Source organism: Rhizobium sp. HT1-10, from assembly GCF_049472505.1.
In the GTDB taxonomy this organism is placed as follows: domain Bacteria; phylum Pseudomonadota; class Alphaproteobacteria; order Rhizobiales; family Rhizobiaceae; genus Rhizobium.
This window is the reverse complement of record NZ_JBCEBQ010000004.1, coordinates 549,282-563,620: the sequence shown is the minus strand read 5'-3', so window position 1 is coordinate 563,620 and position 14,339 is coordinate 549,282. Positions and strand designations below refer to the sequence as shown.

Genomic DNA, 14,339 nt, shown 5'->3' with positions numbered 1-14,339 from the left:
TGCCCGGCGAGCGATAGATCGTCGGGCAGCCTTTTTTTCAAAGCAGCTGCGAGGTCAGCTTGCGTCGCTACAAGCGCGACGGCGGCGCTCACGCAGCGACGCGCCGACGGCTTAGGCCTTGGCGTTTGTCGCGGCTGCAGCCGGCTTAGCTCGCACTCGCCTGGGCTTTGGCGCAGCGGCTACCTTGTCCTTGGTCGCGATCGATGGAGCAACCTCGACCTCCTGGATTTCCTGATGGTCTTCAGGTGCGACCTGATCCAGTCGGTGCTTGATCGCCAGCGCATAGATCGTGTTCAAGACATTGCCGTCGCGCAAATCCGGATCGCTCAAAGCAAGCAGCGAGGCCCGAACTATCTTTTTGCTGCTGGTCTTGCCGCATTCCTTCTGGACGAATTCGTAGAGCGCGCCGTCGCTGAGGCCAGAAGTGGCTCCATCCACCAATGCGTGATAAACTTTCTTTTTCTCGCCCAATTGGACCCCCTAACGTCGAGTTGCATGAAAATTGCTGTATAATTTGAGTGCGGCAGCATCTTTTGTCATTTGACTGTCATAAACAATCCCGCCTGCTTATATTAGCATATTTATGCAGTCATCGGAGCTATGTCCTTGTCTGGCTACTTTGCGGGGCTCGAAATGCGACCATAAGATCAGGCCTCAGACGTCCGCCGCCACGGTACCTATTGTCATGTGAATATTGCTAGTGGCGGTGGCGCTGGGAACGATCGAGCGCCGCAGGCAGATGCGGAGGCAAAAACAACGCAGGGCAAAGTGAAATTGAGCATGGCGTTGCAAGCCTTTGTGGCGACGGCAGCGATAATCGCCGCATGGTCGAAATTGACAGGTCGACTACTCGATATTCTAACGGCCAGCGCTATTTCCAGACGCGGATCATCCAAACATAACGGCCAGCGATCTGACGAAGTGTCTGTCGCAACCGGCCGGTGTCGGGCGAGAGACAGGATCAAGGGACAAAGGGAACATCATGCTGAAAACAATCACCATCGCCGCGTCACTCGCGGCCTTCACCGCCACCGGCGCAAGTGCCGCAGACGTTGTCGTGTCGTCGAAGATCGATACCGAGGGCACGCTGCTCGGTAACATCATCCTTCTGTCCCTCAACGCGGCCGGCATCAAGGCGCAGGATCGCATCGCGCTCGGGACTACCCCGGTGCTGCGCAAGGCTATCACCGCGGGCGAAATCGACATCTACGCGGAATATACGGGCAATGCCGGTTTCTTCTTCAACAAGGCCGACGATGCCGCATGGAAGAACAATGAAGCCGGCTATGCACTTGCCAAGAAGCTGGACTACGACGCCAACAAGATCGTCTGGCTGACGCCGTCGCCGGCCAACAACACTTGGGCGATCGCCGTGCGCAACGATGTGGCGGGTCCGGCCAAGCTGAAGACCATGTCGGATTTCGGCAAATGGATCTCGGACGGCGGCAAGGTCAAGCTGGCGGCCTCCTCCGAATTCGTCAATTCCGCAGCGGCACTGCCCGCCTTCCAGACGACCTATAACTTCAAGATTACGCCGGACCAGACCATCGTGCTTGCGGGCGGCGATACGGCAGCCACCATCAAGGCGGCTGCCGACCAGACCAACGGCGTCAACACCGCCATGGTCTATGGCACAGACGGTGCGATCGAAGCTGCCGAACTGACCGTCATGGACGACGACAAGGGCGTGCAGCCCGTCTACGCGCCGACGCCGATCATCCGCGAAGCGGTGCTCAAGGCCAACCCGAAGATCGAGGAAGTGCTTGCACCGATCTTCAAGAGCCTGACGGCCGACGAACTGAGAAAGCTGAACGGTCGCATCCAGGTCGACGGCGAACCGGCAAAGTCGGTGGCCGAATCCTATCTTAAGGACAAAGGCTTCCTGAAATAGAAATGGACCTTCTGCTATGGCCCCGCCTATCCTGCGGGGCCATAGTTCGTTCGATGACTGGAGCCTAGTGGATGGAAGACGGTTACGCGGTCCGCAGGGTGGACCGCCTCGGCGTAGTGCTGGCGGGCGCCGGCTTCGCGGCTGCAGCGACAATGCCTTTCATCGTTGCCAAGGCAAACCGTATCGCTGCCGGAAAGCCGCTGCTGCTAACCAGCCTGCTTGCGCAACCCATCGCCCTGGCGCTCATCGCCCTTCTCCTCGGCACCGCAATCTCGACCATCTTTCTGCGCAGGCCGTTTGTCCGCCTGGCCATTGCAACGCTTTGCCTGATCGCGCTGCTCATGGCGATCGGTATCGTCTCGACGTCGGCCACGCCCCCTGGCAGCGCGTCGGCCCGCATCACGCCCGGCGGCACGTTCTGGGTTCTTCTTGCGGTTATCGGCTTGATCATCGCCGACGCGCTGGTGAAGCTACAGCTGACACCTTGGATGCGTGTTGCATCCCTGCTGATCTATGCCGCACTTCTCGCTGCCTTCCTCGTGACAGGCAGCCTCGACAGCCTGTCGATCATGAAGGAATTCGCTATCCGCGCCGACCAGTTCTGGCGCGAGGCCGGTGCCCATGTCTTTCTTGCCTTCGGGTCCGTCGTCGTTGCCATCGTGCTGGCGCTGCCACTCGGCATTCTCTGCTTCTGGGTGCCAAAGTTGCGGGCTGCAGTGCTGCAAGTGCTGAGCCTGGTGCAAACCATCCCGAGCCTGGCGCTCTTTGGCCTGCTGATGCTGCCGCTTGCCTATCTCTCCGCCCATGTGCCGCTGGCGGCTGAGCTGGGCATTCACGGCATCGGTGCCGCGCCGGCGCTGATCGCGCTGATCCTCTATTCGCTGCTGCCGATCGTCGCCAATACCGTCGTCGGGCTGGAAGGCGTCGATCCGGCAGTGCGCGATGCTGCTGCCGGCATGGGGCTGACACGGCGACAGATCCTCTTCGGCATCGACCTACCGCTTGCCTTTCCGGTTATCCTGACGGGTATCCGCATCGTGCTCGTCCAGGCCATCGGCCTGGTGACCGTGGCGGCCTTGATCGGCGGCGGCGGTTTTGGCCTGTTCATCTTCCAGGGGCTGGGACAGACCGCGATGGACCTGGTGCTGCTTGGCGCCGTCCCCACCGTTTTCCTCGCCTTTTCATCGGCCGTCATTCTCGACGCCGTCATCGACACCATCCGGGGCCGCCGCGCATGAATTCGACCGCAAAAAAAGACGACGTGATGATCGAGCTGCGCGATGTGACGAAGCAGTATGGCGATGCGACAGTCGTCGATGGCGTCGATATGACGGTGACCAGAGGCTCCATCACGGTGGTCGTCGGCACCTCCGGCTCCGGCAAGTCGACCCTGATGCGCATGATCAACCGCCTGGTGCCGATGACGCGCGGCCAGATTCTTGTCGGCGGCAGGGACGTGACAACCGTGCCCGTCACCGAACTGCGCCGGCGCATCGGCTATGCGATCCAGGGGCATGGCTTGTTTCCGCACCGGACGGTCGCAGAGAATATCGCCACCGTGCCGCAGCTCATCGGCTGGGACAGGCCCCGCATCGCCCGCCGTGTCGAAGAACTGCTGTCGCTATTCCGGCTGGACGCGGCAAGCTTCGCCAACAAATATCCACATCAGCTTTCGGGTGGCCAACAGCAGCGCGTCGGCGTTGCCCGTGCCTTGGCAGCAGAGCCAGAGGTGCTGTTGATGGACGAACCTTTCGGCGCACTCGACCCCGTTATTCGGGGCAAGGCGCAGGACGACCTGCTGGCCATCCAGAAGCAATTCGGCACGACGATCATCCTCGTCACCCACGACATGGACGAGGCCTTCCATCTCGGCGACCTGATTGCCGTGATGAGCGAAGGCCGCCTGCTGCAGTGCGCAACACCGGAGAAGATCCTGACCGAGCCGGCGGATGCCTTTGTCGAAGAACTAACCGGAACTTCGGACAAGGCATTGAAGCTAATGGCGATGCTGTCCATCAAGACGCACATGGGGCCGATAAAACCCGATCTCAGCTTCGCTCTTCCGGAGACGTTGAATCTGCGCGATGCGCTGTCGCAGATGATCTGGCAGGGAGTGGATGAGGCTGCGGTTCGGGATGATCGCGACAGGCCGATCGGTTCGGTCTCGATGCAGCGGTTGCTGCAACTGGGCAAGCGCGCATGAGGCTGCTGATCGCCAATGTCTTCCGGCTATCGGCGCTGGCATTGCTGCTCGTCCTGCTGTTCAGGACGGAGTGGCTGACCTTTCTGTTCGCGCCGCTGACCAACTATGGCGCGCCACCGGTCTACACGCAGAACAGCCTGGCATGGCTTGCGGCCTATCATCTTGAGCTGGTGGCGATTTCGATTGCCGGCAGTGCCGTGCTGGCCGTTCTCGGCGGGATCTTCGTGACGCGGGCGAGCGGCGCCGACTTTCTGCCGCTGACGCGCGCCATCGCCAATGCCGGACAAACCTTCCCGCCCGTCGCCGTGCTGGCGCTGGCGGTTCCGGCAACCGGCTTCGGCATGGCGCCGACGCTGATCGCGCTGTTTCTCTATGGCCTGTTGCCGATCTTCGAAAACACCGTCGCCGGGCTTCAACAGGTGCCGGCTTCTGTCCTGGATGCCGCCGACGGCATGGGCATGAGCCCGCGCCAGAGGCTTTTCTCAGTGGAGCTGCCGCTGGCCATGCCGCTCATCCTGGAAGGACTGAAGGTCGCCACCGTCATCAACATCGGCACGGCGACGATCGGCTCAACGGTTGCGGCCAAGGGATTGGGCGAGGTGATCATCGCCGGGCTGATTTCCGACAACACGGCCTTCATCCTGCAAGGCGGGCTAATCGTTGGGTTGATGGCGGTGCTGATCTACGATGCGATGGCGCAGATCGAGAACGTTCTGACCGGCAAATTGGGGGTTCGCGTCGTTTAAGCATTGCAGTCGCTGTGCTAGATGCCTGGCCTTGAAGGGAGACGATCATGGCAAAGATGATTCATTCGATGATCCGGGTGCTCGATGAAGCGCGCTCGGTGGAGTTTTACGACAAGGCGTTCGGACTGAAGGTTGCCGATCGAATCCCGTTCGAGACCTTCACTCTTCTCTATCTCAGCAATCCCGAGACCGGTTTCGAACTCGAGCTGACGGTCAATCTGCAGCGTGTACATCCCTACGAGCTCGGCGATGGTTACGGCCACCTGGCGGTATCGGTGGAGGAGCTAAAGGACGAGCATGCGCGCTTCCTATCGCTTGGTCTCAATCCAGGCGATATCAAAGAGCTGAACCGGGACGGGAAGCTGCTGGCCTTGTTTTTCTTCGTAACTGATCCCGACGGCTACAAGATCGAGGTTCTGCAGCGTCACGGGCGCTATCTCTGACATTTGCAGGGGCCGCGTTCAGCTCGCGACAAAACAAAGCCCCGCTCTGCGAATGGGGCCACGGTCTCAGGTGGTCGGATGATTACATCCAGTAGGGTGGGACGCCGTAGTAGTCGTAGATCTTGCGGCCGTTGTCCCGATACCAGGTGTCATCGCTATCGACATAGCGTGGGGCACCCTCGACCTGTTGCCTGGTGAGATCGACGCGATATCCGTCCAATTTCTCGTCGTAGCGCAGCTTTTCCCAAGGGATCGGGTAGTAGTCCTGCCCCATTCCGAGGAAGCCGCCGAACGAGAGAACGGCATAGGCCACACGCCCTCCCCGCTTCTCCAGCAGCACGCGCTCGATGGCACCAATGTGTTCACCTTCCGCGCCGTAGACGCGTGTACCTTCGACACGATCGCTGGCGATCAGGGTGGATGAATCCTTGACGTAGGGATCGAGGTTTTCTGTCTCTGAGTTCTGGTTCAACATAATTGTACCTTCCTCCTGTTTGCTCATCGCTAGTCGCACTTTGAAAACGTGTCGCCGTGCTGATGGTTCCGACGGTTTGCGATAACGCACGCCGACGATTGACCCTTGGCGGCATGTCAGCCTAGTTTCAGATCGAACAGGCGTCGTCGTGGCAGCGAGCGGGAGGCTCCGGCCAGGGAAAGCGGCACTGCAGATACCGCAGGTGTGACTGCGGGAGGAGAACGGCATGAGCGAGGCGTCCATTCACGCAGGTCCACCGGCGGAGCGCATCTGGCTCGCATCCTACCCCGACTGCGTACCGGCCGATCTGCCACCGCTCGACCATGTCTCGCTCAGCGAATTGTTCGAAGACAGCTGCGCGCGCTATGCCACGCGTCCCGCCTTCACCAGCATGGGACGGTCGATCACCTATGGCGAGATGGAACGCCAAACCCGCAAGATCGCGGCCTGGCTGCAAAACCAGGGTCTTGTCAAAGGCGACCGGGTGGCCGTCATGATGCCGAACGTGCTGCAAAATCCTATCGCTACCTACGGTATCCTGCGGGCGGGATTAACGGTCGTCAACGTCAACCCGCTCTACACGCCACGAGAACTTCAGCATCAGCTGCGCGATTGCGGCGCAAAGGCTATCTTTGTCCTGGAGAACTTCGCGCACACCGTCGAGACGGTAATCGACCATACGGACCTTCGCCACGTCGTCGTCAGTTCCTTTGGCGAGATGCTCGGCCTCAAGGGTCATGTCGTCAACTTCATCGTCCGGCATGTAAAGAAGCTGGTACCAGCGTGGTCCATCCCCGCCCATACGACATTTTCGCGTGTGCTGGCCGAGGGCGAGAGCTCAACACTGGAAGCTGTCGCCCTCACCGGCAGCGACGTCGCATTCCTGCAATATACCGGCGGGACGACCGGCACCGCGAAGGGCGCGGTCCTGACCCATACCAATCTGCTTGCCAACCAGCTGCAGCTGCAGCTCTGGCTGAATTCGGCCTATATTTCCAAGCCGCGTCCCGAAATTCTGACCTTCGTCTGTGCCTTGCCGCTCTATCATATCTTCGCCCTGACGGTGAATTCGGTGATGGGCATGTCGCTCGGCGCCCAGAACGTGCTTATCGCCAATCCCCGTGACATACCTGGCTTCATCAAGGAACTCGGCCGATATCGCTTCGATATTTTCCCGGCACTGAACACGCTGCTCAATGCGCTGATGGACAATCCTGATTTTGCGAAGCTCGACCTGTCGCAGGTCAGCACGCTCGCCGGTGGCATGGCTGTGCAGCGGCCCATCGCCGAGCGTTGGCATGCCTTGACAGGCGCATGGATCACGGAGGGCTACGGCCTGTCCGAAACGTCGCCTGTCGCCAGCGCCAACCGTTTCGACAGTACCGAATTTTCAGGCAGCATCGGCCTGCCGCTATCGTCGACCGAAATCGACATACGCGACGACGATGGCCGCTCGCTGCCGCTCGGCGAGCTCGGAGAAATCTGTATCCGGGGCCCCCAGGTCATGGCCGGATACTGGCGGCAGCCCGAGGAGACCGCGCGGGTAATGACGCCGGACGGTTTTTTCCGATCCGGCGACATCGGGTTCATGGACGCGCGGGGTTACACCAAGATCGTCGACCGCAAGAAGGACATGATCCTTGTTTCCGGCTTCAACGTGTATCCGAACGAGATCGAGGAAGTGGCGGCGATGCATTCGGGCGTGCTGGAGGCTGCGGCGGTCGGCGTCTCCGACGAACACTCCGGAGAAGCCGTGAAGTTGTTCGTCGTGCGGCGCAATCCTGACCTCACCGAGGATGAACTGCGCGCCCACTGCGCCCAGCACCTCACCAACTACAAACGCCCACGCTTCATCGTCTTCCGCGACGAACTGCCTAAATCCAATGTGGGCAAGATCCTGCGCAAGGAGTTGCGGGGATAGGCAAGGTCAGGACGTAATTGCCAACAACCTCAGGATGTGATGCTGTGGCCTTGTTTCGAGGCAGAAGCAGCACGGGTCGCGACCAGCCGGCCCATCGGTGAGGACGGGCCGCACCGACTTAGGCAAGAGCCTTGCTCTCGAAACGGAGGTGATGCGATGTGGTTATTACCGCTGAGTGTCACGCTTATTGTTAGGAAAACCCGGACGGGCTGGTTAATCTCCGTCCGGATCATATTCCTTACAACTTAGGCGTCGGCAGGCGGAGCGACAACTCCGCCTGCCACTCCGAAAACATAGCGCAGGTCGCCATTTTCATCAAGTCTGGCTGCTGGGCGGCTTTTTTACGAATAGTGTGTGACCTAACTTGATTTAGGCGGCACAAAGCGAATAGTTTCCGCGACCTTCTCCGAACCCCTAAGGAGCTTCCCATGCAAGCGATCGTCGACCAACTGAAGAGCACGGCTGCGGCCACCAATGCCACCGACATTCGCGCGGCCTTTGCCGCCGATAGCGGCCGCTTCTCCCGCTTCACCGCCTCGCTCGACGATCTGCTGATGGATTACTCGAAGACGGCCGTCAACGACGAGATCATGGCGCTGCTGGTCAAGCTTGCCAAGGAAGGCGGCGTCGAAAAGAAGCGCGAGGAGATGTTCTCGGGCGCGCCGATCAACTTCACCGAAAATCGCGCCGTTCTGCACACCGCGCTGCGCAACCGGTCGAACACGCCCGTCATGGTCGATGGCAAGGACGTCATGCCTGACGTCAACGGCGTGCTTTCAGCCATGGGCAAGTTTGCCGACGGCATCCGTTCGGGCACACTCAAGGGCGCCACCGGCAAGGCGATCACCGATGTCGTCAACATCGGCATCGGCGGCTCCGATCTCGGCCCGGTCATGGCGACGCTGGCGCTGGCGCCGTTCCACGACGGCCCGAAGTCGCATTTCGTCTCCAACATCGACAGCGCCCACATTGCCGACATCCTGAAGCTGGTGCAGCCGGAAACGACGCTGTTCATCGTCGCCTCGAAGACCTTCACCACCATCGAGACGATGACCAACGCCCAGACGGCGCGCGACTTCATCTCCAAGGCGCTTGGCGAAGCAGCCGTCGAGCATCACTTCTGCGCCGTTTCGACAGCGCTCGACAAGGTCGCCACCTTCGGCATCGACAGCGCCCGCGTCTTCGGTTTCTGGGACTGGGTCGGCGGACGCTACTCGATCTGGTCTGCCATCGGCCTGCCGCTGATGATTGCCGTCGGCCCCGAGAACTTCGGCAAATTCCTCGACGGCGCCCATGCCATGGACAACCATTTCCGCACCGCGCCGATCGAGAAGAACCTGCCGGTGCTGCTCGGCCTGATCGGCTACTACGACCGCAACGTGCTCGGCTATGCGACGCGTGCGATCCTGCCCTATGACCAGCGCCTGTCGCGTTTCCCGGCCTACCTGCAACAGCTCGACATGGAATCGAACGGCAAGGGCGTCACCATCGACGGCACGCCGGTCGAGGGCAATTCCGGTCCTGTCGTCTGGGGCGAGCCCGGCACCAACGGCCAGCACGCCTTCTACCAGCTGATCCACCAGGGCACGAGCGTCATCCCGGCTGAATTCATGATCGCCGCCAACTCGTTCGAGCCGGAACTGCGCCACCAGCACCAGCTGCTGATCGCCAACGTTCTTGCCCAGTCGGAAGCGCTGATGAAGGGCCGCACCTTCGAGGAAGCCAAGAAGCAGCTGACCGACAAGGGCATGGAAGACAAGAAGGCCGACTTCATCGCGCCGCACCGCGTCTTTACCGGCAACCGTCCGTCGATCACCTTCGTCTACGACCAGCTGACGCCGTTCGCGCTTGGCCGTCTGATCGCGCTTTACGAACACCGCGTCTTCGTCGAGGGCGTGCTGTTCCGCATCAACTCCTTCGACCAGTGGGGCGTCGAGCTCGGCAAGGAACTGGCAACCGGCCTGCTGCCCGTCGTCGAGGGCAAGGAAAGCGCCGAGGGCCATGATTCCTCGACCATCGGCCTGGTGGCAGCCCTCAAGGCCCGCACCAAATAATGACCATCCCCGTCCTTCGCGTCGCCAGACCGACGGACGACATTGCCCGGCTCCGCCCCTTCTACGAGGCGGGGCTGGCATTTGAGGTGCTAGCCTCCTTCGAGGATCACAACGGCTTCGACGGGCTGATCCTCGGCCACCCGCACTGGCCCTACCACCTGGAATTCACCCATCACCGCGGCCACAGGGTCGGCCGGGCACCGACCGAGGACAACCTGCTGGTTATGTACCTGCCGGATCCGGATGAATGGCGGGCAGCCGTGGCGCGGATGGACGCTGCCGGATGCGAAGCGGTCAAGGCCTATAACGACTATTGGGATGTGCATGGCCGGACATTCGAGGACGCGGACGGCTACCGCGTCGTGCTGCAGCAGGCCGCCTGGACCCGGTAATTGCCCCTACCATCGAGATTTAGCCCGGGTTCCAGACTGTGTGGGCGATGCATCCGACTTTAGGCGCGCGCACTGCCCAGACAGCATCACGCTGGATAAATAACACCCTTGCGCAAAATGATATTGCCGTAAAGCCGCGGTTCGCTGGTCTGGATCAGCGCGTGGGCGCCTTTGACGCGGGCGTAGAAATCGGCCGGCAGCAGCGGCACGACCTTGATGTCGGGGACGTGGCGGGCACAGCATTCGACCATTTCCTGGTGGACCGGATCGAGCGTGTCGCGGTCCTGCTTGACGGTGGCGCGGAAGATCGCCTCGTCGACGAATTCGTCGATCGGCAGCACGCTGAGCACGGCGTTCAGTACCGCGACCACGCCGTGGCCGTCGAGGCGGATGAGGCGGCGGGCGTCAGTCAGGCCGGGATAGTTGCCGTCGACCAGCGCGATCTCGTCGCCATGTCCCATGGCGCGGAGGGCGAAGAGAAGTTCCGGGCTCAACAGCGGGTCAATGTGCTTCAGCATGGTCTATTTCCTTGAAGAGAATATTCTGGTCGATGAGGTAGCGGGCGAAGATCGGCAGGCTGGCGCCGCCAATGGCACGGGCCTGGGTGCCGACTGCACCCTCGACAATCTCAGGCATGACGACGCCCTGCAGATCGAGTTCGGCGGCGGCCTTGATGGTGGCCTCGACGACGCGGCGTCGAACCCAGTCCGGGAAGCCGCCATCAATGACGGCGGCGCTGAAATCGATGATCGAGGCGGCAGCGACGATCGCCTGCGCCAGCGCCTCGGCGGTGTCCTGGATCCAGGTCTCCAGCGGCGGTCCGAAATCGATCCAGTCGTCGGCGGAATACCATAGCGGCTGCGGGTCTATCCCCTGCTCGCGCAGCAGGTTTTCCAGCACGAAGATGGAGGCGATCTTCAGCAGCTGCCGGGTGTCGCCATGGCGGTCGCGGACCGGCAGCGGCCCGATGGCGCCCGCCGTGCCCGTGCGGCCGACGAAGATCGACGAATTCAGCACGATGCCGCCGCCGATGAACGATCCGATGAACATGTAGACGAAATCCGGGTAGCGGGCGCCGACGCCAAACACAAGCTCCGCCCCGCAGGCGCTGGTGGCATCGTTCTGCAGGTAGACGGCATGCGGCACCCGCGCACCGATCTCGATCTGCAGGTCGAAGCCGCGCCAGACGTCCATCGCACCCTTTGGCGCACCGACCTCTTCGGCCCAGCTCCACAACTCGAAAGGCGCGGCGATGCCGATCCCGGCGATATTCCTGCGCTCGGCGATACTGAGGCTGCTTTCGATCTCGCGAATGCCATGGGTGACGAAATCGAGGATCTCGTGCGGCAGCGGATAGGCATAGGTCCGGTGCAGTTGCTTGCGGATGGTGCCGACGAAATCCATCAGCACCAGGTCGGCACTGCGCCGCCCGATCTTGACGCCGAAGGAGAGCACGGCGTCGGCATTCAGCCGCATCGGCGTCGACGGCTGGCCGACACGACCGCGCACGGGCTCATCGCGCAGCAGCAGGCCTTCCTTCTCCAGCACCCGCATGATGACGGAGACGGTCTGCGCCGACAGGCCGGTGCGGCGCGCGATGTCCGCCTTCGACAGCGCCCCGTGACGACGGACGAGCGAAAGCACAAGCCGCTCATTATAGGCGCGGACGCGAACCTGATTTGCTCCGCCGCTGGCCTCGAGATTGTATGGTGACGGCGACGTGTTTGCCGGATCTTCCACGGATGACATTGGCCGACTCCTCCCGTAATGGCCATGCCTCATTTTTTTGCATCATGCCACAGTCGATTAATAATTCAATTGGATTTATTTATTGACAGGCCTTTGAGTTTGGGCTTTAAATCGCGCTCATGGAGGAGCGGCACGGCTTTGGAGGAAGCGTGCAGAACAAATTTGAAGCATTTGCCGCATTCGCCATTCCGGACCCTGTCAGGGCCGGCACAATCATTTTCGTGGGAGGATCGAATGAAGAAATCAGTCATCACCGCAGCGCTTGCCGGCCTTGCTCTCGGCGTCGTTTTCGCTCTGCCGGCCAACGCCGCTGACACGACCGTCTGCCTGATCACCAAGACCGACACCAACCCATTCTTCGTCAAGATGAAGGAAGGCGCCACGGCCAAGGCCAAGGAACTCGGCGTTACGCTGAAGTCCTATGCCGGCAAGATCGACGGCGACTCGGAAAGCCAGGTTGCTGCCATCGAAAGCTGCATCGCCAGCGGCGCGAAGGGCATCCTGATCACAGCATCCGACACCAAGGGCATCGTTTCCTCGGTGAAGAAGGCACGCGACGCCGGCCTCGTGGTTATCGCGCTCGACACACCGCTTGAGCCAGCAGACGCTGCCGATGCGACCTTCGCCACCGACAACCTGCTCGCAGGCAAGCTGATCGGCGAATGGGCCAAGGGCACCATGGGCGACAAGGCCAAGACCGCCAAGGTCGGCTTCCTCGACCTGACGCCATCGCAGCCTTCCGTCGACGTCCTGCGCGACCAGGGCTTCATGATCGGTTTCGGCATCGACCCCAAGGACCCGAACAAGATCGGTGACGAAACCGATCCGCGCATCGTCGGTCACGACGTGACCAACGGCAATGAAGAAGGCGGCCGCAAAGCCATGGAAAACCTTCTCCAGAAGGATCCGGGCATCAACGTCATCCACACGATCAACGAGCCTGCCGCTGTTGGCGCCTACCAGGCCCTGAAGGCAGTCGGCATGGAAAAAGACGTCCTGATCGTTTCCGTCGACGGCGGTTGCCCCGGCGTCAAGTCGGTCAAGGAAGGCGTCATCGGCGCGACATCGCAGCAGTATCCGCTGATGATGGCGGCGATGGGCGTAGAAGCAGTCAAGAAGTTCGCCGACACGGGCGAAAAGCCGAAGCCGACACCTGGCAAGGCATTCTTCGACACCGGCGTCTCGCTGGTCACGGACAAGCCGGTTGCCGGCGTGCCGTCGATCGATGTCAAGGAAGGGACTGCCAAGTGCTGGGGCTAATATTTGCCTGAATTCTCTCTCCGGCCGGGGTCGCCCCCGGCCGGAATTTCTTAAACTAACGCACGTTCGCCGCCTGCCGGCATTATGCCCGGAGACATTGGTGAAGCTTTCTGCGCCGTCTGGCGCGCAGAGGAGGAAATATGACCGGAGCACAGGAATTCGAACGTGTTCTCGATGAGAGCGACAAGAATGTCGTCTCCTTCGAGAACGAGAAAATGTCACCCTTGAAGCGCGCCCAGCACTTCCTGCATTCGACGCCTGCGGCCGTGCCGCTGATCGTCCTTGTGCTTGCCATCGCGGTCTTCGGACTGGCGATCGGCGGACGCTTCTTCTCGTCCTACACCCTGACGCTCATCCTGCAGCAGATCGCCATCGTCGGCATTCTCGGCGCGGCGCAGACCCTGGTGATCCTGACGGCGGGTATCGACCTTTCCATCGGCGTCATCATGGTGATTTCCTCTGTCATCATGGGCAATGTCGCCATTACCTACGGCCTGCCGACACCCATCGCCGTGGTTGCGGGCATGCTGGCCGGCGGGGTCTGCGGCCTGCTCAACGGCTTCCTCGTCGCCTACATGAAGCTTCCGCCCTTTATCGTGACGCTCGGCACCTGGAATATCGTGATGGCCACGAATTTCATCTATTCGGCCAACGAGACGATCCGCGACACGGACGTCGAGGACAAGGCGCCGCTGCTCCATCTCTTTGCCGTCAGCTTCAAGCTCGGCAGCGCGGTCCTGACCCTCGGCGTTGTCGCCATGGTTCTGCTGGTGATCCTGCTCTGGTATGTCTTGAACCACACCGCCTGGGGCCGCCACGTCTACGCGGTCGGTGACGATCCCGAAGCTGCAAAGCTTGCCGGCATCCAGACCAAGAAGGTTCTTCTGACCGTCTACGCCATATCCGGTGCGATCGCAGGCCTTGCCGCCTGGGTATCGATCGGCCGCAATGGCTCGGTTTCCCCTTCCTCGGCGGTTACCGACTTTAATCTGCAGGCGATCACAGCAACTGTTATCGGCGGCATCTCGCTCTTCGGCGGACGCGGCTCCATCCTCGGGACCCTCTTCGGCGCAATGATCGTCGGCGTCGTCTCGATGGGCCTCAACATGATGGGTGCTGATCCGCAGTGGAAAGTTCTCCTGACCGGCGTCCTCATCATCGCCGCTGTCGCCATCGATCAGTGGATCAGAAAGGTTTCGGTGTAA

At 61.2% G+C, this 14,339-nt stretch carries 14 protein-coding genes; 10 read left to right on the top strand and 4 right to left on the bottom strand.

The features are described from left to right. Positions 1-111 precede the first annotated feature (111 nt). Positions 112-471: a hypothetical protein gene (locus VH564_RS14280; RefSeq protein ID WP_423340494.1), complete on the bottom strand. Its 360-nt coding sequence runs from the start codon at positions 469-471 to the stop codon at positions 112-114. Positions 472-982: 511 nt separating this feature from the next. Between VH564_RS14280 and osmF the strand changes: the two genes are divergently transcribed. The 5 genes from osmF to VH564_RS14255 all read left to right on the top strand — a co-directional run bounded on the left by osmF (position 983) and on the right by VH564_RS14255 (position 5,283). Next, complete coding sequence (osmF, locus tag VH564_RS14275; protein WP_423340493.1) at positions 983-1,891, top strand: glycine betaine ABC transporter substrate-binding protein OsmF; 909 nt, start codon at positions 983-985, stop codon at positions 1,889-1,891. Between the two features lie 71 nt (positions 1,892-1,962). Continuing rightward, entirely contained in the window at positions 1,963-3,129 is a 1,167-nt protein-coding gene (locus VH564_RS14270) for an ABC transporter permease (protein WP_423340492.1), read from the top strand. 26 nt (positions 3,130-3,155) lie between these two features. Continuing rightward, positions 3,156-4,094 carry an ABC transporter ATP-binding protein gene (locus VH564_RS14265; protein WP_423340542.1) on the top strand — a complete coding sequence of 313 codons (939 nt, stop codon included), beginning with the start codon at positions 3,156-3,158 and terminating at the stop codon, positions 4,092-4,094. Further along, positions 4,091-4,840: an ABC transporter permease gene (locus tag VH564_RS14260; protein ID WP_423340491.1), complete on the top strand. Its 750-nt coding sequence runs from the start codon at positions 4,091-4,093 to the stop codon at positions 4,838-4,840. The genes VH564_RS14265 and VH564_RS14260 overlap by 4 nt, the downstream gene beginning before the upstream one ends. A 47-nt stretch (positions 4,841-4,887) precedes the next feature. Continuing rightward, complete coding sequence (locus tag VH564_RS14255) at positions 4,888-5,283, top strand: VOC family protein (RefSeq protein WP_423340490.1); 396 nt, start codon at positions 4,888-4,890, stop codon at positions 5,281-5,283. 82 nt (positions 5,284-5,365) lie between these two features. Here VH564_RS14255 and VH564_RS14250 read toward each other — a convergent pair whose 3' ends face one another. After that, the gene (locus tag VH564_RS14250; protein WP_423340489.1) at positions 5,366-5,758 is read right to left on the bottom strand and encodes a PRC-barrel domain-containing protein; all 393 of its coding nucleotides are present in this window, start codon (positions 5,756-5,758) and stop codon (positions 5,366-5,368) included. 226 nt (positions 5,759-5,984) lie between these two features. On the opposite strand from VH564_RS14250, the gene VH564_RS14245 reads away from it, so the two are divergent. The 3 genes from VH564_RS14245 to VH564_RS14235 all read left to right on the top strand — a co-directional run bounded on the left by VH564_RS14245 (position 5,985) and on the right by VH564_RS14235 (position 10,125). Then, positions 5,985-7,679 (top strand): long-chain-fatty-acid--CoA ligase, encoded by a 1,695-nt coding sequence (locus tag VH564_RS14245; RefSeq protein WP_423340488.1) that lies wholly within the window; start codon positions 5,985-5,987, stop codon positions 7,677-7,679. A gap of 428 nt (positions 7,680-8,107) precedes the next feature. After that, complete coding sequence (gene pgi, locus VH564_RS14240) at positions 8,108-9,733, top strand: glucose-6-phosphate isomerase (RefSeq protein WP_423340487.1); 1,626 nt, start codon at positions 8,108-8,110, stop codon at positions 9,731-9,733. Further along, positions 9,733-10,125: a VOC family protein gene (locus tag VH564_RS14235; protein ID WP_423340486.1), complete on the top strand. Its 393-nt coding sequence runs from the start codon at positions 9,733-9,735 to the stop codon at positions 10,123-10,125. The genes pgi and VH564_RS14235 overlap by 1 nt, the downstream gene beginning before the upstream one ends. 86 nt (positions 10,126-10,211) lie before the next feature. Here the strand turns inward: VH564_RS14235 and VH564_RS14230 are convergent, their stop codons facing one another. Both VH564_RS14230 and VH564_RS14225 read right to left on the bottom strand, forming a co-directional pair. Continuing rightward, positions 10,212-10,643, bottom strand: coding sequence for an RbsD/FucU family protein (locus VH564_RS14230; protein ID WP_423340485.1), 432 nt, complete (start codon positions 10,641-10,643; stop codon positions 10,212-10,214). Further along, the gene (locus VH564_RS14225) at positions 10,627-11,874 is read right to left on the bottom strand and encodes an ROK family transcriptional regulator (protein WP_423340484.1); all 1,248 of its coding nucleotides are present in this window, start codon (positions 11,872-11,874) and stop codon (positions 10,627-10,629) included. Before VH564_RS14225 ends, VH564_RS14230 begins: the two co-directional genes overlap by 17 nt. Positions 11,875-12,108: 234 nt before the next feature. Between VH564_RS14225 and VH564_RS14220 the strand changes: the two genes are divergently transcribed. Together VH564_RS14220 and VH564_RS14215 are read left to right on the top strand one after the other, a co-directional pair. Then, positions 12,109-13,134 (top strand): sugar ABC transporter substrate-binding protein, encoded by a 1,026-nt coding sequence (locus VH564_RS14220; RefSeq protein WP_423340483.1) that lies wholly within the window; start codon positions 12,109-12,111, stop codon positions 13,132-13,134. A 140-nt stretch (positions 13,135-13,274) separates the two neighbouring features. Beyond that, entirely contained in the window at positions 13,275-14,339 is a 1,065-nt protein-coding gene (locus VH564_RS14215) for an ABC transporter permease (protein WP_423340482.1), read from the top strand.

What these genes read in the sequence shown, in the direction of transcription:
- VH564_RS14265 (WP_423340542.1), top strand. Translation starts at nt 3,156, where the DNA reads ATGATCGAGCTGCGCGATGTGACGAAGCAGTATGGCGATGCGACAGTC.
- VH564_RS14245 (WP_423340488.1), top strand. Translation starts at nt 5,985, where the DNA reads ATGAGCGAGGCGTCCATTCACGCAGGTCCACCGGCGGAGCGCATCTGG.
- pgi (WP_423340487.1), top strand. Translation starts at nt 8,108, where the DNA reads ATGCAAGCGATCGTCGACCAACTGAAGAGCACGGCTGCGGCCACCAAT.
- VH564_RS14255 (WP_423340490.1), top strand. Translation starts at nt 4,888, where the DNA reads ATGGCAAAGATGATTCATTCGATGATCCGGGTGCTCGATGAAGCGCGC.
- VH564_RS14250 (WP_423340489.1), bottom strand. Translation starts at nt 5,758, where the DNA reads ATGTTGAACCAGAACTCAGAGACAGAAAACCTCGATCCCTACGTCAAG.
- VH564_RS14260 (WP_423340491.1), top strand. Translation starts at nt 4,091, where the DNA reads ATGAGGCTGCTGATCGCCAATGTCTTCCGGCTATCGGCGCTGGCATTG.
- VH564_RS14230 (WP_423340485.1), bottom strand. Translation starts at nt 10,643, where the DNA reads ATGCTGAAGCACATTGACCCGCTGTTGAGCCCGGAACTTCTCTTCGCC.
- osmF (WP_423340493.1), top strand. Translation starts at nt 983, where the DNA reads ATGCTGAAAACAATCACCATCGCCGCGTCACTCGCGGCCTTCACCGCC.
- VH564_RS14215 (WP_423340482.1), top strand. Translation starts at nt 13,275, where the DNA reads ATGACCGGAGCACAGGAATTCGAACGTGTTCTCGATGAGAGCGACAAG.
- VH564_RS14235 (WP_423340486.1), top strand. Translation starts at nt 9,733, where the DNA reads ATGACCATCCCCGTCCTTCGCGTCGCCAGACCGACGGACGACATTGCC.
- VH564_RS14225 (WP_423340484.1), bottom strand. Translation starts at nt 11,874, where the DNA reads ATGTCATCCGTGGAAGATCCGGCAAACACGTCGCCGTCACCATACAAT.
- VH564_RS14220 (WP_423340483.1), top strand. Translation starts at nt 12,109, where the DNA reads ATGAAGAAATCAGTCATCACCGCAGCGCTTGCCGGCCTTGCTCTCGGC.
- VH564_RS14270 (WP_423340492.1), top strand. Translation starts at nt 1,963, where the DNA reads ATGGAAGACGGTTACGCGGTCCGCAGGGTGGACCGCCTCGGCGTAGTG.